Source organism: Streptomyces sporangiiformans (genome assembly GCF_005768555.2).
In the GTDB taxonomy this organism is placed as follows: Bacteria; Actinomycetota; Actinomycetes; order Streptomycetales; family Streptomycetaceae; genus Streptomyces; species Streptomyces sporangiiformans.
The window spans coordinates 24975-47942 of the sequence record NZ_VCHX02000046.1; the positions used below are offsets into that span (position 1 = coordinate 24975).

Here is a 22968-nt window from a genome sequence, read left to right on the forward strand (position 1 = left end):
ATGGGCTTCGCCGACGATCATCTGATTCACCTCGTCGACGAGGGGCTGGGCAACAACGCGTACCTCGTCGACCTGGGCGACGGCCGGGCGCTGACCGTGGACGCCGGCCGCGACCTGCGGGCTGTACGTATCGCCGCCGAACGGCACGGGCTGACGCTCACGGTGGCCTTCGCCGCCGACACGCACCTGCACGCCGACTTCCTCTCCGGCGCCGTACAGCTCGCCCACGACGACGGCGCCACGGTGCTGGCCTCCGCAGCCGGACACCGGGCCTTCCCGCACCAGGGCCTGGGCGACGGCGACGAGGTCGACCTGGGCGGGCTGACCCTGCGGGCGCTGGCCACCCCCGGCCACACCGACGAGCATCTGTCCTTCCTGTTGCTGGACGGCGCCCGGGAGCTGGGCGTGTTCACCGGCGGCTCGCTGATCGTCGGCTCGGCCGCCCGCACCGACCTGCTCGGCGGCGACCGGGCCGAGGAGCTCGCCCGCGCCCAGTACCGGTCCCTGCGACGACTGGCCGAGCTGCCGGACCCGGTCGCCGTCTGGCCGACCCACGGCGCGGGCTCGTTCTGCTCCGCCCCGGCCGGTGCCGAGCACACGACGACCATCGGCGATCAGCGGCGGTCCAACCAGTTGCTCGCCGCACCGGACGAGGACACCTTCGTACGGCAACTGCTGGGCGGACTCGGCTCCTACCCGGCGTATTTCGCCCGCCTCGCCGAAGCCAACCGGCGCGGCCCCGCCGTCCTCGGCTCCGCACCCGGACTCGCCACGCTCACGGTCCCCGAGGTGCGCCGGCTGCTCGGCGAGGGCGCACAGGTGGTCGACGTACGGCCGGTCGCGGACTTCGCCGCCGGTCATATCCCGGGCGTTCTCGCCATCCCGCTGCGCGACCAGTTCGCCACCTGGCTGGGCTGGCTGCTCCCCGACGACGTACCCCTCGTCTTCGTCACGGCTCCCGGGCAGGACCTCGCCGAACTCACCTGGCAGGCTCTGAAGATCGGCTACGAGCTGCTGCCGGGTCACCTCCCGATGGCGGCCTGGACCGCCGACGGCGGCGAGCAGGAGCGCGTCGAGCTGCTGACCGCGGACCGCGTGGCCGACCGTCCGGTTCTCGACGTCCGCCAGCGGGCCGAGCGCGGCGCCGGACACATCCCCGGATCGGTAGGCATCGAACTCGGCGAACTCCCCGAGCGTACCGGCGAGGCGCCGGGCGGCGCGGTCGTGCACTGCGGGCGCGGCCTGCGCGCCATGACCGCCGCCAGCGTCCTCCAGCGCGCCGGACATCAGGACCTCGCGGTCCTCGACGGCGGGCCCGACGACTGGGCCGAGGCCACCGGCCGTCCCCTTCAACAGGGCACGTGACTGGGTGAACGGCGACGGCGCGTTCAGGCCGTTGCCGCAGCCCGGCCGGGTGGGCTCATGGGACTCGTGAGGCTCATGGGGCGCGGGCTCATGAGGGGCATGGGGCCCAGAGGGACATGGGGCCCGTGGGGCTCATGAAGGCCGGTTTCCCAGCAAGCGGTGCGTTAAGGTCCTGCCGGTTGTGTCGATCTTTGGGTGGTTCGGGACGGGAGGCCGGTGGCGGTGACGGAGTTCGATGAGAGTGAGCGGTTGATCTGGGCGGGTCGGGCCGCCGCCTATGCCGCGAGCTTCGCCCGGCTGTGTGCCTGGCCGGTGCCGAAGCTGCTGGAGGCCGCCGAAGTGGGCCCGGATGTGCGGGTGCTGGATGTGGGCACCGGGCCCGGGACCGTGGCCGTTGCCGCGTGCTCCCGCGGGGCGACGGTGACGGCCGTGGACGCGGAGCCCAGCATGGTCGAGCTGGCCAGGCGGGCGGAGCCCGCGGCGGACATCCAGGTCGCCGCCCTGCCGGAACTTCCCTTCGATGACGGGGAGTTCGATGCCGTCGTCGCCAACTTCGTGCTGAACCACGTGGGCCGGCCCAAGAAGGCGCTGGCCGAGTTGCGCCGCGTGGTACGGCCGAACGGATGGATCGCGCTGACGATCTGGGCAGCACCTCCCGCGGCAGGGCAGGCCCTGATCGGCCGCGCCCTTCAGGCGGCGGGCGCGGTACGGCCACCTCACCTGCCGTCCCTCGCGCCTGAGGACGACTTCCCGCGAGATGAGGACGGCCTGACGGAGCTGCTGGCGACGGCCGGGCTGCGCGACGCGGCCTGCGAGACGCTCAGGTGGAACCACCGTGCCAGTGCCGAGGAATGGTGGAGCGGTCCGGCGGCCGGCGTGGCGTCCGTCGGGCAGCATGTGCAGAGCCAGCCACCCGGGACGCGTGCCGAGGTCAAGCGCCACTTCGATGTGTTCAGCTCGGAGTTCGCCGATGCCGACGGCGTGCTGTCGTTGCCGCATGCCGCCTTGCTGGCCCGCGCTCGTCGCTGACCGGCCGGCGACACGTGCGGCTCAGCGCAGACTCAGCCGGTACGTCAGCGGCGACCTCCCGGTGATCAGGACCCGGATGCCGGCCGGTGTGAGCGAACCGCTCATCCACGAGTACCGCTCCCCCGCGTCCACCACCGGCGGCTGCTTCCCGCCCTTTCCGTTGCCGGGACCGAAGGTGATCCGGTCGTCGCCGACGGCGTAGGTGGCTTCTCCGCCGACGAGTTGGTACGTGTCCGGGGAGCCGCTGACGGTTTCCAGGCCGTCGCCGGTCAGAGTGCCGCCAGGGCGGAAGCAGAGCTCCAGGGCGAACGGCACCTCGGAGCCGGCCAGTTCGACATCCAGCGTCCAGGAGCCGTCCGCCACCTCCCTCACCGTCACTTCGGTGCGGAGCGTGCGGTACTCCTTCGGCCGGTGCGGGAAGTCCATCGCCGACCAGAAGCGGCCGTCGTCGGTGAGCGGATAGAGGCCGTCTCGGCGGCGGTGCTGCGGCGGCAGCGGCTGGTGGAACGCGGCCCGGACCTCGGCGGTGAGCCGCCAGCCCCCGTCCGCCGCCCGCTCCAGGTTCTCCGCCCGGAAGTGACCGAGCGCGAAGAACTGCGGCGCCAGCCGGAGCGAGTCCAAAATCGCCGCACCCTTGCGCATCTTGAAGAACGTGGGGTTGGTGGACAGCCCGGAGGAGATGGCGTGCACGTCGGGGAAGTCGGTGCCCCCGAAGACGCTCGCCGTGGCGTCCTGGCGGCGTACCCGCACCAGCGCGCAACTTGGGTCGTGATGCTCGTAGTCCGTGGGCAGCTCGGTGGGTCGCGGCAGTTCCCGGGCCAGTTCGGGCCGGTCGAGGACTTCGGCGAGCCGGTCGCCCAGCGGGGTCTCGCCGAAGGTCTGCCCGGTGCCCCGCTTCCGCAGCAGCGCGGCCACCGCCGCGAACCGCCCGTCACCGTCGCGGATCGCCAACTCCCGGTACTGAAGCCAGAACTCGGGAAGGTGACGCGGCGTCGTCTGGTCCTGGCGTCGTGAATGGACCGTCTCCACCTCACCGTTGGGCTCGATGACGTAGAGAGAGGCGTTGAGGTTGTCGCGGACGTGTCCGTACAGGTCAGGACGGTTGTGGAAACGGGCGAGGGTCAGCAGGGCCGGATTCGACACGGCCGCCGCGTAGTTGGGGCTGCGCTCGCTGTACTCGCCGCCCGGCAGCTGGTCGATGCCCTCCGCGAGCCAGGCGTCGATGCGCCGCCGGTACGCCGGGTCGGGCCAGCGGTGGTGGATGCGGGCGAGCGCCGCGCACACCAGCCATCGGTGGTTCGGGGTGTGCAGCCCACCGGTGGCGAGCCCCGGGCCGGCCGAGCGCAGAATCCCCTCGACCGTCGCCCGCAGCTTCTCCGTGGGCCGGTGATCGTCCTTGTCGAGCAGGCTGTACGCCAGATTCAGGTCGACGATCGAGAACGCGGTGTCCGGCGGCGAGTGGGCCGCTCCCTGGTCCCAGAGCCCGTCGTCGAACTGCTCCTGAGCCAGCGCGTCCGCGAGTTCCCCCAACGGCCCCAGCAGCGCGCCGTCACGGTGACGCGCCGAGCCGTCGTGCACATAGACCGAGGTGAGGGTGCGCAGCGCACGGGCCGAGGAGCGCGCCTTGCCCCTGTCGCGCAGTTCGGTGAGGTACGTGCCGTACCCGTCGAGGATCGATGTGGCGCGGGCGTCCGCGGCGGCGGTGAGAAAGGTAAGGAAGTCGGTGTCCTCCCGGCCCGCCTCGACTCCCGTGCCCGCTACGGCGGTTCCTTGACCGGCGGCGGCCGTGGCGGCCGCGGCGGTGACCCCGGTGGTCGCGGAGGTGAGGAAGGTCCTGCGGCCCATCATGCGGCCTTCTTTCGAGAGATGTCGGAGTGGGAGGGCAGCCGTACGTCGATCGCCGTCAGCGCCAGCGCCAGCGGCCCGGGGACCAGGAACGCCAGCGGCAGCAGCATCCACGCGCACAGCGCGGCCGCCGCCACCGCGAGGAGTACGAGGCCGGAGCCCCCCACGTCCCGTACGGCGTCCCGGGCCGCCGCGCGTACCGCGGCCCGCCAGTCGGTGAGCGACTCGGGGCGGGCGCAGGCGCGCAGGCCCACGACAGCGGCGTACGCGGCGATGCAGGCGGCGACGGCGGCGAAGAGCGGCGCGCCCGGCAGTCCGGCGCCGGCCAGCGCCAGGTCGGCCAGCACCAGCAGCAGGCCCGCCGTGGCCAGCACACCCGCCACGAGGTCACCGGCCCGCAGCCGTTGCCGCAGCTCCGCCAGGTACCGTCCCGCTGTGGCGGGCCTGTCCTCCCGCGCCCCGCGCAGGACCGCGCACGCCGTGGACAGCGCCGCCGGCAGCGTGACGACCGGCAGCGACACGAGGGCCGTACACACACCCACGCTCAGTACGTCCGCGAACAGGGTCATCCGCGGTCCGAAGATCTCGCCCGCCTCGCGGGTCTGCCCGACGCTCATCCCTTGACCCCCGAGTTCGCCATGCCCTCGACCAGGAACCGCTGGAAGGCCAGGAAGAACAGCACGATCGGCAGCAGCGCGATCACCGACATGGCGAACATCGGGCCGAAGGCGGACTGGCTGGACGCGTCCACGAACTGCCTGAGCGCCAGCGTGAGCGTGAACTTCTCGGGCGAGAAGAGATAGATCAGCTGGGTGAAGAAGTCGTTCCATGTCCAGATGAAGGTGAAGATCGCCGTGGTGATCAGCGCGGGCCGGGTCAGCGGCAGGATGACCAGGAAGAAACTGCGGAACGGCCCGCAGCCGTCGATCCGCGCCGCCTCCTCCAGCTCACGCGGCAGTCCCCGCATGAACTGCACGATGAGGAAGACGAAAAAAGCCTCCGTGGCAAGGAACTTGGGCAGGATCAGCGGCCAGTAGGTGTTCACCATGCCGAGCTGGTTGAAGAGGATGTACTGCGGGATCAGCACGGCGTGGTGGGGCAGCATGATCGTCGCGATCATGAAGGCGAACAGCGGCCCGCGAAACCTGAAGCGCAGGCGCGCGAAGGCGTACGCGGCCAGGGAGCAGCTGAGTACGTTGCCGATGACGGCGCCGCCCGCGATGAACAGGGAGTTGCCGAGCAACCGCCACACGGAGACCTCGTTCACGCCCTCCAGAGCGGTCGAGTAGTTGGACCACTCCAGGCTGCTGGGCAGCAGGTCGAGGCTCGCGATCACCTCGTCGGCGGGCTTGAGCGAGGTGGCGAGCAGCCACGCCAGCGGATACAGCATCACCAGGAGCGCGGCGAGACAGCCGAGGTGAAGCGCGACGCGCCGCCAGGCAACCGGCTTGCGCACCACGGTCGTTGAGGCGGTTGAGGTGGTCATCAGGCACCCCCATCGGTGTCGGACGCGTAGAAGACCCAGGAGCGCGAGGTGCGGAACAGCACCGCGGTGACGGCGCCGATCGCGAGGAGCAGCGTCCAGGCCATCGCGGAGGCGTAGCCCATGTGCGAGGCGACGAAGCCGCGGTCGTAGAGGTAGAGCGTGTAGAAGAGCGTCGAGTCGGCCGGGCCGCCCTTGCCCGCGCTGACCGCGAAGGCGGGGGTGAAGACCTGGAAGGCCTGGATGGTCTGGAGCACCAGGTTGAAGAAGATCACCGGGGACAGCATCGGCACGGTGATGGACAGGAACTGCCGCCATCTGCTCGCCCCGTCCACGGCCGCGGCCTCGTACAGCTCCGACGGGATCTGCTGGAGTCCGGCGAGGAAGATGACCATAGGCGCGCCGAACTGCCACACCGTCAGCAGCGCGACGGCGAACAGCGCCCAGCCGGGCTGGTTGACCCAGCCGCCGGTGCCGAGCAGGTTGTCGACCGTGCCGCCGTCGTTGAAGACGGCCCGCCACACGAGGGCGATGGACATGGAGGCGCCGAGCAGGGACGGCGCGTAGAAGGCCGAGCGGTAGAAGCCCTTGCCCCGTCGCATGGACTTCAGGGCGAGCGCGACGATCAGGGCCAGGCCGAGTTGGAGTGGCACGGCGATCACGACGTAGGTGAGCGTCGCGACGACGGAGCGCCAGTAGCGCGGGTCCTCGGTGAACATCTGCGTGTAGTTGCGCAGGCCCACCCACTGCGGCGGGTTGAACAGGTCGTAGTCGGTGAAGGAGAGATAGAGCGAGACGGCCATCGGGAGCAGGGTCAGTACGGACGCGCCGAGGACCCACGGGGAGAGGAACACCCAGGCGGCGCCTTCGCGCCTGCGGCGCGGTGGTTTCTTCACGGCGGCGTCCTGCCGAGTACGCGAGGCCGTCGGTATCTCGGTGGTGGTCATGACCTCAGCTCCGCCTTCGCCTCGGTGATGTAGTTCTCGGCCGCCTCGCGGGGCGACATCCGCTCGTACGACACCTGGTCGTAGTCGCGCTGGAAGGTGGTCTGCAGCGCGTTGTCGCCCGAAGGAGGCGCCTTCGGCGGGGCGTTGAGGTCGCCGTCCAGGGAGGCCTGGAAGTCGGCGACCGTCTTGTCGAAGTCCTTCAGCTCGGGAGTGATCGCCTCGCGGATCGACTCGTTGACGGGGATGCCGCGGGTCGCGCCGAGGGTCTTCGCCGCGTCGGCGTCGTTCAGCATGAAGTCGATGAACTGAGCGGCCTGCTCGGGGTATCCGGAGTTGTCCGCGATGCCCATGAACATCGACGGCTTGAAGTACTGGCCGGGCGTGCCGTCCTCACCCGACGGCATGGGCGCGAGGGTGACTCCGCTCGGGACGAGGGCCAGGAAGCCGCTGGACGGCGCGTCCCAGTTGTTGTCGGAGATCGCCTTGCCGCCGCGCCCGAGCGGGGTGTTCTCGACGGTGCCGTCGAGCTGGGTGGTCTGTTCGGCGGGCGAGACGGCTCCCTCGCGGCGCAGCTTGTCCGTGAAGGTCCACCATTTCGTCAAGTCGTCGGCGTCGAAGCCGAGTTGCTGGTCCTTGGTGTAGAGGTTCTTGCCCTGGCCACGGAGCCACACCTCGAAGGCGTCCTCGCTCCAGCCCGGGTCGGTGCCGCCGGGCTTGCCGGACTTCTTCGCCAGGGCGCGCATGGTGTCGGCCCAGTCGTTCCATGTCCAGCCCTCGCGCGGCAGTTCGACGCCCGTGGCCTTCCACTGCTTCGTGTCGTACACGATGGTCTCGGTGCCGCGTGCCTGGGGAACCGCGTACTGCTTGCCGTCCACGACGCCCGTGGCCAGCAGCCCCGCGTCGATGTCGGCGGTGCTCAGCGCGGACCGCTGCTTGGCCAGGTCCAGCAGCACGCCGCCGGACGCGTACTGGTCGATCATGCGGTAGTCGAGCTGCATCACGTCGGGGGCGTCGCCGCCGGCGGCCTGCGTGGCCAGCTTCTGCTTGTACGCGTCGTATCCCGCGAACGACGTCTGTATGTCGATGCCGGGGTGCTGTTTCTCGAACAGCGCGACCGCCTCCTCGGTGCGGGCCGCCCGGTCCGGGTTGCCCCACCAGGTGTAGCGGAGCACGGCCTTGCCGCCGCCGCCCGAGTCGCCGGACCCCGAACAGCCGGAGAGCGCCGCACAGAGTGCCAGCACCGCGGCCGTCGCGCAGGACCTCATTGTCCTGTTTCCGGGCATACGCAGAGTCACCTCTCCCAGTCAGAAAGCGCTTGCACCCAGGCCGACCCTAGGGAACGTCCGGATGTCACGACAAGACCCGTGTAGCGAGAAACGGAATGCGGCCGATCGCGCGTGCGGGGCGGACCCCTGCCTTGCAAACGTTGCCACTCCATTTCCAACGGGTCCGGAAGCTATGCCCGAGGTGGCCACCCAGTCAATGAAGTAGCGCCGATCTGCAGGGAGTTGTGCACCAGGAACACCTCTTGTCCTGGGAACCCTCACATGCAATCGTTGCCGCTGTCACCCATCTCATCCGCAGCGAGGCACGCCCGCCGGGAAACGGAGACCGCATGACCGCCGACACCGCACGCCCCCGCCGCTGCGCCGTGGTGGGTCTGGGCGCCCGCGCCCAGCTCTTCACCCAGGCGCTGACCGGCCCGCACGCGGACCGTACGGCACTGGTGGGCTTCTGCGATGTCAACACACACCGCATGGCCGTCCACAACGACTGGCTGGCCGCCGACAGGCCCGGCCGGGAGCCCGTACCGGCGTACGCGGCCGAGGACTTCGACGAGATGCTGCGCCGCGAACGTGTCGACCTCGTCGTCGTCTGCAGCGTGGACCGTACCCACGACGACTACATCGTGCGCGCGCTGGAAGCGGGGTGCGACGTGGTCACCGAGAAGCCGATGACCACGGACGCCGACAAGGCCCGCCGCATCCTGGACGCCCAGCGGCGCACGGGCCGCGAGGTGCGGGTCGCCTTCAACTACCGCTACAACCCGGTCCATTCGGCCGTACGGGAGGCCATCGCGGCCGGTGAGATCGGCGAGGTCGGCTCCGTGCACTTCGAGTGGCTGCTCGATCTGCGGCACGGCGCCGACTACTTCCGCCGCTGGCACCGCGACAAGGCCAACTCCGGTGGCCTGATGGTCCACAAGGCCACCCACCACTTCGACCTCGTCAACTGGTGGCTGGGCACCGAGCCCGAGACGGTCTACGCCCAGGGCGGCCTGTTCTTCTACGGCGACACCGCGGGCCGGCGGCGCGGTCACGCCCGCCCGTACACCCGGGCCCACGGCTCTGCGGCGGCCGACGGCGACCCCTTCGCCGTACACCTCGCGGACTCGCCCGTGCTCAGCGCGCTGTATCTCGACGCCGAGCGGGAGGACGGCTACCACCGCGACCAGAACGTCTTCGGGCCCGGCGTGACCATCGAGGACGACATGGCGGTACTCGTGCGGTACGCGTCCGCTGCGACGCTGACGTACCACCTCACGGCGTACGCCCCCTGGGAGGGCTACCGGGTCTGCTTCAACGGCAGCGAGGGGCGGCTCGAGCTGCTGGTCGAGGAGACGACATGGGTCCGCCCGGACGTCCGGGCGGAGGGCTCGGGCCCCGTCATGCACGGCTCGGCGGTGGGCGAGGACGCGGGCCGCACCGAACTGCTGCTCCGGCGCTTCTGGGAGCGTCCGCGTGAGGTGAAGGTCGCGACCGGCGAGGGAGGGCACGGCGGCGGGGACATCCGGATGCTGGCGGATCTGTTCGGCGAGCGGACCGACGCCCCTGATGCCCTGGGGCGCGCGGCGGACGCGACGGACGGAGCGCGGTCCCTGGTGACGGGGCTGGCGGCGAACCGGTCGTTCGAGACGGGGCTGCCGGTTCGGGTGCGGGATCTGCTGGACGTCTGACCTCGGGCCGCGGAAGCCGGCCCAGTCACCGGTGATCAGCCGAACACCGACAGCGCCAGCGCCGACGCCGCGTTGATGACGAGCAGGGGCAGGCCCACAGGCCTGCCCCTGCTTTCCATGGTGCTTTCCTCTGTCGGGCGCAGAGCGGCATCGGCCTGCATGGCGCGGATACCGTCGACGGCACGCAGCGCCACGGGTCTGCGGCGAAATCGACCGTTGAGCCAGGCCGGGGCGACCACCCCGTAAATCTCGATGCCGCGGGCGCCCTCGCCGGAGCGCAGGATGTTGAATCCGCGCTCCCACAGCCGGACTTGGTCGAGCTCGCCCCAGGGCACGTGTCTGACCTGCCGCCATCCGGGAGCCCACAGGCCCGTGCTGTCCGCTGTGACGCGCCAGCTGAACTGGGTGGCGATCACAGGGGTGTTGGCGAGGACGAAGATCGCAAGGACTATGCGAAGCTGGAGGGGCGCGGCGCCACCCCACACGGCCAGAACAGCGACCACGCAGGCGATCAGGGCGGCCTCGACGACGACGGCGCACAGCCGGCTTCCGGTTCCGGGCCCCCAGCTCACCGGCGCCGCGCCGGGCCCCAGTCGCTCGGGCCGGTCGACGGAGTACTCCTGACGTGCCGGTTCCGAGTCCCACTCGATGCACAGTCCCGGTGCTTCCTGTCCGTCGGAGGAGACGAGGACGAGCCCGCCGCCGGGGTGAGGCGGGCCGAACAGCACCGCTTCACGCAGCCGGTTGTGCACGGGAGCACGCGACTCGCTGCCTGCGAGCCTGGTGTAGCAGCCGAGGAGCGGCCTGTTCCCCTCCAGGTCGTCAGCCGCGAAAACGTACGTACGCCGGTCGTTGTGCCCGCCTCCCTCGCGAACGAGCACACGCAGTGCGGGCACCGGTTCGCGGCGCAGCACAGCGGCTCGTCGTCGGTCCCTGACCTGGTACGCCAGGCTCAGGCAGCCGATGAGCGTGCCGAAGACCGCCACCCACTGCCAGCCCTGGGCCCCGATGAGCGGTGTGACGCCGAGCGGCGCGATCACGAAGGCGACGACGGCGGCAACGGCCGTGACGATGCCGCAGCCCAGTTGCCCAGCGTCGTCCGGGAGGGTCATCGCCGCTTCGGGCAGTGCATACCGCGCGGGGCCGGCGGTCTCCAGCCCCAGCCGACGCTGTCTGCGTGCGGCGGCAAGCCGGTGCAGACAGCCGAGGCAGGCGTAACAGGCCGTGACTGCCACAGCGATGGCCGGTGTGGTGGGGCTGTCCGGATCGAGGAGTACCCAGACGGCAATCAGAGGAAGTGCCACGGCGGTGGCCAGGGGCAGCAGCCTGATTCCGCGGTACAGGACGGCGAAGACGAGTGTCCCCATGGCCGTGGCGAGCCAGTCGGGGGTGCAGTGGCCGTCACCGCAGAGGTAGGCGTTCTCCGGGGCCAGCCAGAGAGCGGCCAGGCACGCCAGCGCCAACGCCAGGACCGTCGGAAAGGGATGCGCCCACCAACCGGGGCGCAGCGCACGCCATCGCTCCGCGTCGGAGGAGAGCCAGGCAGCGGCATCCGTTGGAGCCGCGTTCGGGGGCAGGGGAACGGGTTTTTCGGCCACGGGCTGCATTGTCAGGCCCGGCGCTCGACGGCCCACCCCTCACCGGCCGACGGGATCATGTACAAAGTGCGACGGGCGGGCGAACGGTGGGTGCGCGGGCTCGGGGAACGTGTGTGCGGGGAGCGCCAGTTGGCCGCCCCCGCGCCCCACCTGATCCGCCGGACGTACCCCGGTTCCCGTTTCCCGTTCCCAACACCAACACCAACACCAACACCAACACCAACGGCTACGGCTACGGCTACGGCTACGGCGTCACCAGGTTGAAGACCGGGTAGATCTTCGGCTCCACCTCTGGAGCACCGGCCTCTCGCAGGAGAGGCAGGACGATTTCGCTGAACCGTCGGAACGCCTCTTCGGACTCCCAGACGTCGGCGACAAACCAGCCATCGGGAGTGGGGGCGGAGGTGTGCGAGATGAGGCCGGGTACGGGCCAGTCCGTGGGGCTCTTGACCAGGCCATGGCCTTGGTTCACCTTGTCGGCGACCTGCTCGTACTGGGCCTGGGTCATGCCGGGTTGGTCGAAGATCGCGACGATTGCCATGGGGTGCTCCATTGCGGGCAGGTTTGCAGAGTCAGACTCAGCCGACCATCCCGGTAGGCCGGCCGCACCTCGGACTGCGCCGTACGTGATGGACAGCTCGAAGCTGTCCACGCCGGTCGAGCGCTTCGGGTGTCGCGCTCGACCGGGGTGGCGGGCTCTGCGTTCCGAGTTCCTACGGTGCTGTCGTGGCCTCGGAGTATTTCTTGATGAGTTCGTAGGAGCGAAGGCGGTCGCGGAGGTCGTAGACGGGTGTGGTCAGCATCAGTTCGTCCGCTCCGGTCTCACCGGCCAGCTGCGTGAGGCGGTCGACGACGATCTTGGGTGTGCCGACCGCTTGCCGGGCACGGAAGCCGGCCAGCGCCGGTCGCTCCTGCGCCGTGAAGGCGTGGTCGGCCGCCTCCGCCGGCGTGGGGAAGGGCGTCTCACTCAGTCCTTTGAGGAGCCCGGCTCTCACGACGTCCATCGGTCCGACTCGCCACGCGGCTTCCTCTTCCGTCTCGGCACACACCGTCTCCACGCACAACAGCACCCGAGGTTGCTCACACCAACGGGATGGGGTGAACGCCTCCCGGTAACGCTCCAGGACCGCGGGGGTGTTGTCCGGCCGGATGTGGTGTGCGACGGCGATCGGCAGGCCGAGTCCCGCGGCGAGTGCGGCACCCGCGGTGCTGGAGGCCAGCAGCCATGGCTCCGGCAGCGGGCCGAGTGCGACTTCGTCGACCAGAAAAGACAGGATCGCATCTACGTCGCCCTTGTACTCCGCGTCCGTCGCCGGTCCGGCTCCGCGGCGAAGTGCCCGTGCGGTGGCCTCGTCAAAGGTGCCAGGACCGCGGCCGATGCCCAGGTCGATGCGGTCCTCGTGCAGGGCTGCCAGCGTTCCGAACTGCTCCGCCACCGTGATGGGTGCGTGGTTGGGGGCCAGCACTCCACCCGAACCGAGACGGATGACCGAGGTGGACGCGGCGGCGTGCGCGGTCAGCACGACGGGTGGGAACGCGCCGATCGCGGGCGAGTGGTGATGCTCGGCGTACCAGATCCGGTGGTAGCCCAGCCGTTCCAGTTCCTGTGCGAAGGCCGCCGTGTCCCGCAGAGTGTCCACGGCTCGGGCGCCCGTTTGGACCATCGCGACTTCCAGCGCTGAGAGAGGTAATCCGACCATGGCGTCAGCTTAGAGATCACGCGTTCGGCGAGGGAGCGGCGACCTCTTTTCGCGCCACGGAGCGGCCGGGCGGACCTCACTGCTCGAATCGGGCAAGCACCGTGACCGGTACGACGACGGGAGAGCCGCTTCGCTCATGTGCTCGGCCCGCCTGCCTACGATCGGTCCGTGGCCCTCTTCCTGCTGGAACGCGTAGCTCCGAGTCCGGTCGACGAGGTCTGGCGGCGGCTCACGACATGGGAACGCCACGGGGACGTCGTACCGCTCACCCAGGTCACCGTCCTCACCTCGCCGCCGACCCGCGAGGGCACGGTCTTCGTGGCGCGATCGGGGATCGGACCCGTCGCCTTCGACGACCCGATGGAGGTCGTGACCTGGCGACCGCCGGCGGACGGACACTCAGGGATGTGCCGTCTGGTCAAGCGCGGCACGTTCATGGCGGGGTGGGCGGAGATTGCCGTGCATCCGCACAGGGACGGCGGTTCACGGGTGGTGTGGCGGGAGGAGCTGCGCGTGCGCCTGCTGCCGGCCGCTTTCGACCGGACACTGGGGTGGGTGGCCCGGGGGATGTTCGGGCGGGCGGTCGACGGGCTGCTGAAGCGGCCTTGATCTTGACGGTACGTTCGACCGCCGGCAGGGGTCGGGGCATCGTGTGCCAAAGTGATGGCCATGTCGACGGCTGATCATCACGACTGGTCATTCACCGCCGCGCGCGTGCCGGCGTCCTTTACCGCGTGCCGGGGGACGGACGCACCGGCCGCGGAGCACGCGTTGGCGGGGAGCGCCACGCTCTGCGGCATCCCACGGGATCAAGTGACCGTGTATCGGCACCTGTTCTCCGCCAGGAAGGCCGAGGCGTGTCCGGAGTGCAGGACGAGGGCGGCCGACGCGCCTGCCGAACCGGGAGTCCAGGAACTCCTTCACGGGCGGCTTGAACACGCGGCGCCGACCGGCCTGCGGGACGAGCTGCTCGCGGCACTCCGCCAGGGCGCCGACGTACGGCTCTGGATCAACGGGCCGACGCAACAGGTCGTGCGGAGTTACGCGGAGCTCCATCGGATCGTCGAGGGTGGTGAACTGCTCACACCCGTGGTGCGCGGGGGCGGCCGGCTGGGTCTGGCACGTGTGGTTCACGGTGCTCAGGAGTTTGTCGTGTTCCTTCCAGAGGGCGGGGTCCCGTTGGTCGCCCGCGCGGCGCCGGCGTAGTCGCCTCAGGAGCGAAACCCGCTGCGCGGCTCCAACGGGGCCGGGTCGGCGGCGCCTTGTCCCGGCGTGCTGATGGCGTGGCTGATCGCAGAGGCGACGTCGTCAGCGATATGGGTGGGCCGGCAGGAGTCCTCGGTCCACCGTCGGCCGTCCGACACCCACACGCTTCGAAGTCCGAGCGCGTTGGCGCCGGCGATGTCGGCATGTGGAGCATCGCCGATGACCCACGCGCCACAGAGGGAGGCGCCGACGGTTTCCGCCGCCGCCCGGAAGATCTCTGGTTCCGGTTTCTTGTGGCCGATGGCTTCGGAGATGACCCAGCCCTGTACGAGCTGGTCAAGTCCGGTGTGACGAATCTTCGCTTCCTGTTGGGCCGTACGGCCGTTGGTGACGATCACGCAGGTCCAGCCGACCGCCTGTGCTGTGCCCAGCGCCTCGCGGGAGGACCGCGCCAGGACGACGCGATCTGCGGCACCGTGGTCGAGCAGGGCACGGATGGCGGCGGTCGGCGCAACGTCCCCGTATCGGTCGGTCAGGGCTGCGGCGACCTCGTGACGGGCGGTGTAGCCGCCGGCGTCGACGGTCATCACCCACCCGACGTCGGCGTCGGGCAGGCCGTACTCGGCAAGGAAGGCAACGACGGCGGCGCGGAAGGCCGCATCGCGGTCGACCAGAGTGTTGTCGAGATCCAGCAGCAGCAACGGCATGTCCGGAGTAGATCACGGGCGTCGGCTTCGGGGCGTTGGGTTTCCGTCCGCCATGAACGTGTTCGGCGAGGCGCGGTCCGCCGGTGGCGGTTGACTCTCGGGCAACCCGAAACCCGATGCTGTTGCAGTGAGCAACGACAACCTCCTGAGCATCGGCAGCTTCGCGCTTCTCAGCGGCCTGTCCCTCCACGCCCTGCGGCACTACGACGAGGTCGACCTCCTGCCTCCAGCCGCGGTCGACCCTGACACCGGCTACCGCCGCTACCGACCGGACCAGGTCCAACGCGCCCGGCTGATCGGCGCCCTGCGCAAGGTCGACCTGCCACTCAACGAGATCCGCCGGCTCCTGAACGCCCCGGACCCCGTCGCCGGCCAGGCCGTCCTCGCCCGCCACCGCCAGGAGCTGGCAGAACGTGCTCACACCCTGTCCCGCATGGTCCACACCGTGGATCACTTCATCGAACATGGAGTCGCTGTGCCCCAGGTGACCAGCCCGCGCATCGTCCAGGTGACCATCAACGTCCGCGATCTGAACGAAGCGCGGGCCTTCTACGGACACGTGTTCGCGGCGGAGTTCAACGAGGAGATCTTCTCCTTCCAGATCGGGACCTGGCCCGGTGAGGAATTCTTCCTGCTGACCGTCGCGCACGAGCCCGACCACCCCGGCCCCGCGGGCCCCTCACGGTTCGGCCTCCTGGTCGCCGATCTCGACACGGTGCACCAACGGGCCCTCGACGCAGGCGCCACCGAGGTCGAGGCTCCTGTCGACCGGCCCTGGAAGCCACGCTCCTCCTGCCTGACCGACCCCAGCGGCAACCGCATCGACCTCTTCCAGAGCTGAGCCCGCAGTCACAGCGGTCGTAGATCGTGATCGGTGATCGGTGATCGGTGGTCGGTGATCGTTGTCGGACCTGTGACCCGGCTGTGACGCGGAACTATGGCCTCCGCCACTGTCGGGTACGCCGGGCCCTGATGAGGTGGCCCGATGCGCAGAGACGTCCCCCTCTTACTGGTCCTCGCCTCAGGCCTCGCCCTCGCGGCGTGTGGGCAGCAGACCGAGCCGCCCGCGTCCCACGCGCGGCCCACCTCGTCGGACGACCCGAGGTTCCAGCCGCTGGCGGCGTATGACATGCCCGACGACGACGGCCTTGCGGTCGGCAGGGCCCGGTGGACGCTCGCCAGGGAGTGCATGGTCCGCCTCGGGTTCGACAGCCTGAAGGACCTCGACATCGACCCCCCACCCGCGTGGCCCAAACGCCCCGCCGGCTCGGGCGTGTTGATGGTCGTCGCGTACTCCTCGGACAACTTCCGCTACGGCGTCCAGGACCCCGAGGAGGCCGCGCGGTACGGCTATCAGGGGGCGCAGGCCGAGTACGAGCGCCTCTACCCGGAGAAGAAGTGGACCCTCTCCGAACACCTCGCGCTCACCGGCGAGTTCGTCGGGGACGATCCGAAGACCGTTCACGGCCACCGGATCCCGAAACGCGGCTGTCTCGGCGACGCGGACCGCACGGTCTTCGGGTCGAACCGCCAGGACCGGAAGGATCCGATCCTGAACCTGGAGACCAAGAGCCTCCGACAGGGGATGCGGGACCTCGCCTGGAAGAAGGCGGACAAGGCGTGGTCGGTCTGTATGCGGAAAGCGGGCTACCACTACGCCACACCCAAGGATGCCGAGACCGGCCGCGACCGCGATACCCCGGAGCTGCAGAGACGGCTGGCCGATCCGCAGTACGCCCCCGACGAGCCGACCGCCCCCGAGAGGAAGACCGCGATCGCCGACGCCCGCTGCAAGCAGAAGACCGGCTACGTCCGCACCGTGCACGCCATCGACGTACGCATCCAGAACCAGCTCATCCCCAAGAACCGGACGAAGCTGGAGGAACAGCGCCGCTGGAACCGCGACGCGACCCGCAAGGCCCACGACATCCTCGAGGACCGGTCTTGAAGTGCCCTCCCGGCAGCCGGGATGAGCGCGAGGCCCATCCGGGCGATGGCGGTGGTCGTCTGGTGCTGCGGTCCAAGGCCCGACGCTTGGCTTTCGCGCGAGATCGCGCCCACCGGCCTCGGCCCCCGAGAGGAGCACCGACGAAACTGCTCTTGAAGCACGGACGGAACGTCTCCGAGGAGCGGTCGCACCGCCACTTCTTACAGGACCTGGGACAGCTCGATGCCGGGCATGAACCCCGCGTCAGCGATCGTCATGACTCAGCTGTGCTGTACGCGTTGGTGGCGGGGCCGTCGGTGAACGCAACGCTTCGCGCAGGAGCGCGACGGCCGGGGGGATCTCCGTGTCGCTGATGTTGCCGTACCCGAGGACGAGAGTGGGTTCCGCCGGCCGATGCACGCGATAGTCGTCGAGGTCCGCCAGGTGCAGCCCGGCTGCGGCCGCAGCCCGGACCGCCCCGCGGGTGTCGGCGCCGACCGGTAGGTGGAGCAGGATGTGCAGCCCGGCGGCGGTGCCGGAGACCCGGCCCTCCGGCACCTGGGCGCCGAGCGTCCGGATCAGCAGGTCGCGGCGGGAGCGGAACCGCCGCCGCGCCGCGCGCAGGTGGGCGTCGTACCATCCGCGGTCGATGAAGGTGGCGAGCGCGAGTTGGTCCAGTACCGGTGGCGCGGCGGCGACGAGGTTCGCTGCCCGGAGCGCCGGGGACATCGTGGCAGGCGCGACCAGCCAGCCCAGGCCGAGGGCCGGCGACAGCGTCTTGCTGACCGAGCCGAGGAGGAAGACCCGGCTCGGGTCCATCCCCTGCATGACGGCGACGGGGTGGTGGTCGTAGCGGAACTCGGCGTCGTAGTCGTCTTCGATGACGAAGCCGTGCACCTCGCGGGCCCAGCGCACCAGACGTGCCCGGCGTGCCGGGGACAGCACCGTGCCGGTGGGAAACTGGTGTGCCGCGCCGACGACGACGGCCCGGGCCGGCGTACGCGCGAGGTCGTCGACGTGGAGGCCGTCGTGGTCCACGGGCACCGGGTGTACGCGTAGGCCGGCGCTCGTCGCTGCGTCCCGCAGCCGCCCCCAGCCCGGGTGTTCCACGGCCAGGTCGGCGAGCCCCTCGGCGCGCAGCGCCCGGCACGTGCGTACCAGACCGTCGGTGACGCCCGCGCACACGGACACGGACGCGGTGTGCGCGTCCGCGCCGCGTGAGCGCCGCAGGTACTGCGCGACGGTGGTACGCAGCACCGCGTGCCCGGCGGGGTCGGGCAGGCCGAGGTCGTAGTGGACGGCCGAGCCGGTGACCGCCCGGACGGCGTCCGCCCAGCGGCGGCGGGGAAACGCCCGCAGATCGGGCAGGCCGGGTGCGAGGTCGTACCGGATCGGTGGCCGTGGTGGTGTGCGCTGCGCGCGAGGCCGCGGCGGCGCGGTGTCCGGTGACCACGAGACACGCGTGGCGGAACCCACCCGGGCGGAGAGGTAACCCTCCGCGATGAGCTGCCCGTACGCCTCCGTCACGACCCAACGGGAGCAGCCGAGCTCCTCGGCGAGCGCTCGGCTCGGTGGCACGGCGGCGCCCTCCGCCAGCCGGCCGTTCCGGATCGCGGTGCGCAGCGCGTGAGCCAGGCGATCGTGCAGGCGGTGCGGCCCGTCATCCGGAGGACCGACATCCAGCAGCGTCGCCCACGCGAGATTGGTCTGGAAAACAGCCACAAGATTGGAGCGTACCGCCGATCCGAATCCGCCTAGCGTGAGGGACATGATGGAGAACCTGGCTCTTGGGGCCATGCTGTTCGGCACGGCTCAGGACGAGCGCCGATCGTTCGAGCTCCTGGACCGCTTCGTGGACGCCGGAGGCGTCTGGATCGACACCGCCAACTGCTACGCGTTCTGGGACGACCCGACCGGCTTCGGCGGGCAGAGCGAGACGTTGCTCGGGCGCTGGCTGGCAAGCCGCCCGGGCGTCCGTGACCGCGTCAGGATCAGTACCAAGGTGGGCTGCGAGCCGACCGTGGCCGGACGATTCCCGGAGACGGCCGAGGGCCTCTCGGCCGAGGCCGTCAAGAGCGGGATCGAGGGCAGTCTCCGACGACTGGGTACGGACCACGTCGAGCTGTTCTGGGCCCACAAGCCCGATCCGGCCACACCGCTGGAAGAGACGGTCGCCGCCTTCGACGAGCTCGTGTCCGCGGGTACGGTCGGCCGCTTCGGCTGCTCCAACTACCCCGTCTGGCAGATCGAGCGGGCACGGCAGATCGCGCGGGCCCACCGCAGTGCCGGCTTCACCGCGGTGCAGCAGCACCACACGTACCTGCAACCGCGCCCCGCGACCCGGCCCACCGTGGTGCACCGGTTCGGTGCGGTCACCGACGAGGTGCTCCACTACCTGGAGCACCATCCGGACATGGCTCTGTGGGCGTACACGCCGCTGCTTAGCGGCAGCTACACCCGCGCGGACAAGCCTCTGCCCGCGGAGTACGACCACCCCGGCACCGCCCGCCGCCTCGCGGTGCTCGACAAGATCGCCACAGAGACCGGCACGAACCGCAACCGGGTGGTGTTGGCGTGGCTGACTGGAGGGAACCCGGCTGCCACGCCGATCGTCGGCGTCAGCACGGTCGAGCAGCTGGACGAGGCGGTGGCGGGGGTGTCATTGGAGTTGACCGCCGATCAGCGCGAACGCCTGAATTCCGTGGTGTGACCTGCGAGGCGGTGCTGCCGGCAGGGGTGGAGGTGGTGAACAAGGGTAGAGACAAGCCCGGCCACCAACACCGTCGTCGGAGCCGCACCAAGTGCGGGAAAAACTCAGGACGCTGGGATCAACCCCCTGCGGCGCCCCCTGAGGACGACCCTGACCATGTCCCGGTCCCTTCCCTGATTCCTGTCTTGCGCGGTTGTGACCCCGGTCGGCTCACTGCCACGTTCACCGGGGGCCACCCCCCGTGATCGTTTTCGTAGGACCCTCGGAAGGGACTTCATGCAGTTACTCTTCAGGGCGCTCACCGGAGTGCTCGCCGCTGGAGTACTCGCCGGAGCGTTGACGCCGGGCGTCGAGGCGGCAGCTGCGGACCCTCCTGGCAGAAGCCTGACGACACGAGAAGCCATCGACTGGAAACCGTGCCCCCGGGACGCCGCAGCGGAATGCGGGACCCTGCGCCTGCCCGTCGACTGGGCACGCCCGTCGGGCGAAAAGTTTGATCTCGCAGTGGCCCGTCGCAAGGCGACCGATCCGGATCGCCGGGTCGGCGTGCTGCTGGTCAACCCGGGTGGACCGGGCGATTCGGGTGTGGACTTCGCCGTACGGCGTGCCCCGTCCCACTTCAGCGCGGACGTTCAGGAGAAGTTCGACATCGTCGGGTTCGATCCACGGGGCGTCGGAGGTAGCCAACCGGTGAGGTGCTCGCAGGAGTTGCTGAACCAACGGCCGTCGGCGTACCCCCGCAACCAGGCGGAGTTCGATCAACTCGCCGAGTACAACCGCACGTTGCGCGAGGACTGCCGACGGCACAGCGGTCCGGTCTTCGACCACGCCGACACCTTGAGCGTCGTCCGGGACATGGAAGCGCTGCGCAGATCTCTGGGCGAGAAGAAGATCAACTACTTCGGCCACTCCTACGGCACGCTGATCGGCGAGCAGTACGCGGAAGAGTACGGCGACCGGATCCGGACCATGGCCCTCACCGCGAACATCGACCACAGCCTGGGCGCCCGCGAGTTCCTCGTCTCCTCGGCGGCCACAGCGGAGGACTCGTTCCACCAGTTCGTGAAGTGGTGTAAGTCCACCAGCTCCTGCGCGCTGCACGGCCGTGACGTCACCGCCATATGGGACAACCTGCTCGCCAGGGCGGACCGGGGGGAGATACGCGATCCCGAGAACCCGGACCAGGTTCTCACCGCGAACGCGATCGCGTTTGCCGCCTTCAAGGAGTACTTCTACGGCCCGGACTGGGACGAGCTGGCCACATATGTGGCGGAGCTGGACGCACAGGAACCGAAGGCGCGGCCGCCATCTCAGCAACCCCAGCAACCTCGACCGGAGACGTCGCAGGGAGCGGTGCAGCAGACGACCGCGTATCCCTTCCACGCGGTGTTCTGCCAGGACTGGCGATTCCGGCCGAAGGACTACCGCGAATTCGCCGGCCTGACCAAAGCAGAACTACGGGCCGCACCGCACATGCGCGGCGCACCACGTACCCACCCCGCGGTGGCCGGCTGCGTCGGCTGGCCGAACGAGGTGAACAACCCGCAGCACCGTCTGCGCATCACCGAGGCACCCAAGATCCTCATGCTGCATTCGCTGCACGACCCGGCGAACAACTACGCGTGGGCGACCAATGTGCACCGGCAGACCCGCAGGACGACGGGCCTGCTGCCCTACGAGGGCGCGGGACACAGCGTCTACGGCCGCAGTGACTGCACACGCGACGTCGTTGATGACTACCTCACGGAGCTGAAGATCCCGAGCGCCGGGAGTCGTTGTGGCCCCGCCGCGATGAATTGATCGCAAGGGGCAGGCCGCCCCGGCAGAGCACAACGCCGGGGCGGCCTGAACCGTTCACTCAAAGGCTGCGGAGCGGCGTTGCGCACGCCTCACGCGCTCGCAGGCGGGGCCGCCCCGGCAAGTTCCCGGAGGCGCCGTCAGCCTCTGCCCAGGATGGGCGGATTGGCGAACCGCACCAGTTCCAGGGCCTGTTCGGGGAACCAGTCCCCCGCCTTCGGGTCGACCATCCCGCGTTCCGGATCCTCCGGTCCCTCCGTGCCCCGCAGGCACAGCCCGTCCGACTCACCGGGGATCTTGATCCAGAGCCTCGCGTCCTGGAGCGGATCGCCCGTGCGGAGAGTGGGGCGCGCGCCGAGTCCGCGGTCGGGCGGGTTGCACCAGTCCTGTGGGTCCGTGTACTTGCCCGGGGGCGGCGTCCAGGGGCCCCGGCCGTTGCGGCTGGAGTCGGTGACGAAGTGCTTCATACGGGAGGCCGGCACCTGTACGTTCTCGTCGAGCCAGGCCCGCGCGTCGGCACGTGGCCACCACTGGTTGGGGCAGGCGGCCGCGTCACCGCCTCCGTCGACGTAGGCGACGCACGACGAGATCAGCTTGCCGTACCAGGAGTTGGCGTCGTCGGTCTGGTAGTTGGACGTGTTCGTGTAGAAGCCCGACGCGCGGGCGACGCCGCCCTTGAGGAGGCGGGGGACGATCGAGTTGACCGAGTGCCAGCCGGGGTGGCCGGTGTCCAGGTACACCCGGGTGCCGCGCAGCGGTTCCAGCTGGTCCACCGCATAGTTGACCTCGGTGTAGCGCGCCGCGGTCAGCGTTCCCTGGGCGTCGTCCTGGCCGCAGTCGGCGGGGAGCAGGGCGAGGGAGTCGGGTTCGAGGACGACCAGCGCGTCACGGCTGCCGATGCCGCGCGCGATCGCGTCGATCCACGCCTTGTACTCGGCCGTGTTGGCGGCCCCGCCTGCCGAGTAGTTGGAGCAGTCGCGGCCGGGCACGTTGTAGAGCGCGAAGACCGGGAGTGTGTCGCCCCGGTCCGCGTCGCGCGCCACCGCGCGGATCTGCCGCTCGACCTCGCGCGGCGTCTGGTCGCCGTACCAGACGGCCTGCGGTGTGTGCGCCATGGCCAGGATGCCCGCCGCGTCGCGGAGTCGGCCCGCACGCCCGAGCTCGAAGGCCTGGCGGTATGCCGCCGGGTTCGCGTCGGGGACGTACAGGCCGGGTCTGTGCCGTTCGGAATCCTCCGCGTCCGCAGCGCCGGCAGTCGCCGCGCTCAGCAAAGAGGCCAGGCCAACCACTAGGGCAGCCAGGCCTGTTGAGATACGTCTCATGGGTTCACTCCTGGTTCGCAACGGTCGCCAAGGACTTGCGGGAGCGCTCCCACACGAGACTCGACGAGGGGTGGGCTCTCGTCAATACGAGCGCGGGACAACGGGGAAGGGGAGAAGGATGAGGCGCGATGACGTGGCTGCGGTCGGGACTTCCGGCAAGAAGACCACACGATCGCGGCCTGGATCCGCCGACAGCGCCTGGACCGCCGCAGACTTCACCCGATCGTTTCGCGCCACGTACGGCATGCCGCCCAAGGACTACCGTGCCCTGGCCCTCGGCAGCTCGGAGCCGGCCCAGCCCTGCATGCGGTTCAGGTGACGCCAGGAGTCAGACGCTAGTAGGACTCCGTTAGGTCTTTCTCGATCTTGAGGCCGT

General features: G+C 70.1%; 21 protein-coding genes. 10 read left to right on the top strand and 11 right to left on the bottom strand.

The features are described 5' to 3' along the window. Together FGD71_RS03680 and FGD71_RS03685 are read left to right on the top strand one after the other, a co-directional pair. Positions 1-1365, top strand: a complete 1365-nt coding sequence (locus FGD71_RS03680; protein WP_119098917.1) for an MBL fold metallo-hydrolase — start codon at positions 1-3, stop codon at positions 1363-1365. A 222-nt stretch (positions 1366-1587) separates the two neighbouring features. After that, the gene (locus tag FGD71_RS03685; protein WP_119098943.1) at positions 1588-2394 is read left to right on the top strand and encodes a class I SAM-dependent methyltransferase; all 807 of its coding nucleotides are present in this window, start codon (positions 1588-1590) and stop codon (positions 2392-2394) included. Positions 2395-2415: 21 nt separating this feature from the next. Here the strand turns inward: FGD71_RS03685 and FGD71_RS03690 are convergent, their stop codons facing one another. The 5 genes from FGD71_RS03690 to FGD71_RS03710 are packed head-to-tail and all read right to left on the bottom strand — an operon-like array spanning position 2416 to position 7952. Further along, on the bottom strand, positions 2416-4242 hold the full coding sequence (locus FGD71_RS03690) for a hypothetical protein (RefSeq protein ID WP_119098918.1): 1827 nt from the start codon (positions 4240-4242) through the stop codon (positions 2416-2418). Then, positions 4239-4856, bottom strand: a complete 618-nt coding sequence (locus FGD71_RS03695) for a hypothetical protein (protein ID WP_119098919.1) — start codon at positions 4854-4856, stop codon at positions 4239-4241. The genes FGD71_RS03690 and FGD71_RS03695 overlap by 4 nt, the downstream gene beginning before the upstream one ends. Continuing rightward, positions 4853-5725 carry a carbohydrate ABC transporter permease gene (locus tag FGD71_RS03700; protein ID WP_119098920.1) on the bottom strand — a complete coding sequence of 291 codons (873 nt, stop codon included), beginning with the start codon at positions 5723-5725 and terminating at the stop codon, positions 4853-4855. The genes FGD71_RS03695 and FGD71_RS03700 overlap by 4 nt, the downstream gene beginning before the upstream one ends. Further along, positions 5725-6669, bottom strand: coding sequence for a carbohydrate ABC transporter permease (locus tag FGD71_RS03705; protein ID WP_119098921.1), 945 nt, complete (start codon positions 6667-6669; stop codon positions 5725-5727). The genes FGD71_RS03700 and FGD71_RS03705 overlap by 1 nt, the downstream gene beginning before the upstream one ends. Then, positions 6666-7952, bottom strand: a complete 1287-nt coding sequence (locus FGD71_RS03710; RefSeq protein WP_119098922.1) for an ABC transporter substrate-binding protein — start codon at positions 7950-7952, stop codon at positions 6666-6668. The genes FGD71_RS03705 and FGD71_RS03710 overlap by 4 nt, the downstream gene beginning before the upstream one ends. Before the next feature lie 332 nt (positions 7953-8284). On the opposite strand from FGD71_RS03710, the gene FGD71_RS03715 reads away from it, so the two are divergent. Then, positions 8285-9625 carry a Gfo/Idh/MocA family protein gene (locus FGD71_RS03715; RefSeq protein ID WP_119098923.1) on the top strand — a complete coding sequence of 447 codons (1341 nt, stop codon included), beginning with the start codon at positions 8285-8287 and terminating at the stop codon, positions 9623-9625. 35 nt (positions 9626-9660) lie between these two features. Here the strand turns inward: FGD71_RS03715 and FGD71_RS03720 are convergent, their stop codons facing one another. The 3 genes from FGD71_RS03720 to FGD71_RS03730 all read right to left on the bottom strand — a co-directional run bounded on the left by FGD71_RS03720 (position 9661) and on the right by FGD71_RS03730 (position 12923). Further along, the gene (locus FGD71_RS03720; RefSeq protein ID WP_140935816.1) at positions 9661-11223 is read right to left on the bottom strand and encodes a hypothetical protein; all 1563 of its coding nucleotides are present in this window, start codon (positions 11221-11223) and stop codon (positions 9661-9663) included. 244 nt (positions 11224-11467) lie between these two features. Further along, a complete protein-coding gene (locus FGD71_RS03725; RefSeq protein ID WP_119098925.1) occupies positions 11468-11764 on the bottom strand; it encodes a hypothetical protein in 297 nt (98 codons plus the stop codon). A gap of 172 nt (positions 11765-11936) precedes the next feature. Beyond that, a complete protein-coding gene (locus FGD71_RS03730; protein WP_119098926.1) occupies positions 11937-12923 on the bottom strand; it encodes an LLM class flavin-dependent oxidoreductase in 987 nt (328 codons plus the stop codon). Between the two features lie 168 nt (positions 12924-13091). On the opposite strand from FGD71_RS03730, the gene FGD71_RS03735 reads away from it, so the two are divergent. Both FGD71_RS03735 and FGD71_RS03740 read left to right on the top strand, forming a co-directional pair. Beyond that, positions 13092-13532, top strand: coding sequence for an SRPBCC family protein (locus tag FGD71_RS03735; protein WP_119098944.1), 441 nt, complete (start codon positions 13092-13094; stop codon positions 13530-13532). 60 nt (positions 13533-13592) lie between these two features. Further along, positions 13593-14129 (top strand): hypothetical protein, encoded by a 537-nt coding sequence (locus FGD71_RS03740; protein ID WP_140935817.1) that lies wholly within the window; start codon positions 13593-13595, stop codon positions 14127-14129. A 5-nt stretch (positions 14130-14134) separates the two neighbouring features. Here FGD71_RS03740 and FGD71_RS03745 read toward each other — a convergent pair whose 3' ends face one another. Beyond that, on the bottom strand, positions 14135-14836 hold the full coding sequence (locus FGD71_RS03745; RefSeq protein WP_119098928.1) for an HAD family hydrolase: 702 nt from the start codon (positions 14834-14836) through the stop codon (positions 14135-14137). Positions 14837-14963: 127 nt separating this feature from the next. On the opposite strand from FGD71_RS03745, the gene FGD71_RS03750 reads away from it, so the two are divergent. Beyond that, a complete protein-coding gene (locus FGD71_RS03750) occupies positions 14964-15677 on the top strand; it encodes a MerR family transcriptional regulator (protein WP_119098929.1) in 714 nt (237 codons plus the stop codon). Between the two features lie 144 nt (positions 15678-15821). Then, positions 15822-16784 carry a hypothetical protein gene (locus FGD71_RS03755; RefSeq protein ID WP_119098930.1) on the top strand — a complete coding sequence of 321 codons (963 nt, stop codon included), beginning with the start codon at positions 15822-15824 and terminating at the stop codon, positions 16782-16784. Positions 16785-17027: 243 nt separating this feature from the next. On the opposite strand, the gene pdxR is transcribed toward FGD71_RS03755, so the two are convergent. After that, on the bottom strand, positions 17028-18485 hold the full coding sequence (pdxR, locus tag FGD71_RS03760; protein WP_240436378.1) for a MocR-like pyridoxine biosynthesis transcription factor PdxR: 1458 nt from the start codon (positions 18483-18485) through the stop codon (positions 17028-17030). A 46-nt stretch (positions 18486-18531) separates the two neighbouring features. Here pdxR and FGD71_RS03765 point away from each other — a divergent pair, with 46 nt between their 5' ends. After that, the gene (locus FGD71_RS03765; protein ID WP_162931012.1) at positions 18532-19473 is read left to right on the top strand and encodes an aldo/keto reductase; all 942 of its coding nucleotides are present in this window, start codon (positions 18532-18534) and stop codon (positions 19471-19473) included. Positions 19474-19977: 504 nt separating this feature from the next. After that, a complete protein-coding gene (locus tag FGD71_RS03770) occupies positions 19978-21273 on the top strand; it encodes an alpha/beta fold hydrolase (RefSeq protein WP_240436379.1) in 1296 nt (431 codons plus the stop codon). Positions 21274-21410: 137 nt separating this feature from the next. Here the strand turns inward: FGD71_RS03770 and FGD71_RS03775 are convergent, their stop codons facing one another. Then, complete coding sequence (locus FGD71_RS03775; RefSeq protein ID WP_119098932.1) at positions 21411-22592, bottom strand: glycoside hydrolase family 6 protein; 1182 nt, start codon at positions 22590-22592, stop codon at positions 21411-21413. A 118-nt stretch (positions 22593-22710) separates the two neighbouring features. Here FGD71_RS03775 and FGD71_RS47230 point away from each other — a divergent pair, with 118 nt between their 5' ends. Continuing rightward, entirely contained in the window at positions 22711-22911 is a 201-nt protein-coding gene (locus FGD71_RS47230) for a hypothetical protein (RefSeq protein ID WP_162931010.1), read from the top strand. Positions 22912-22968: the final 57 nt, after the last annotated feature.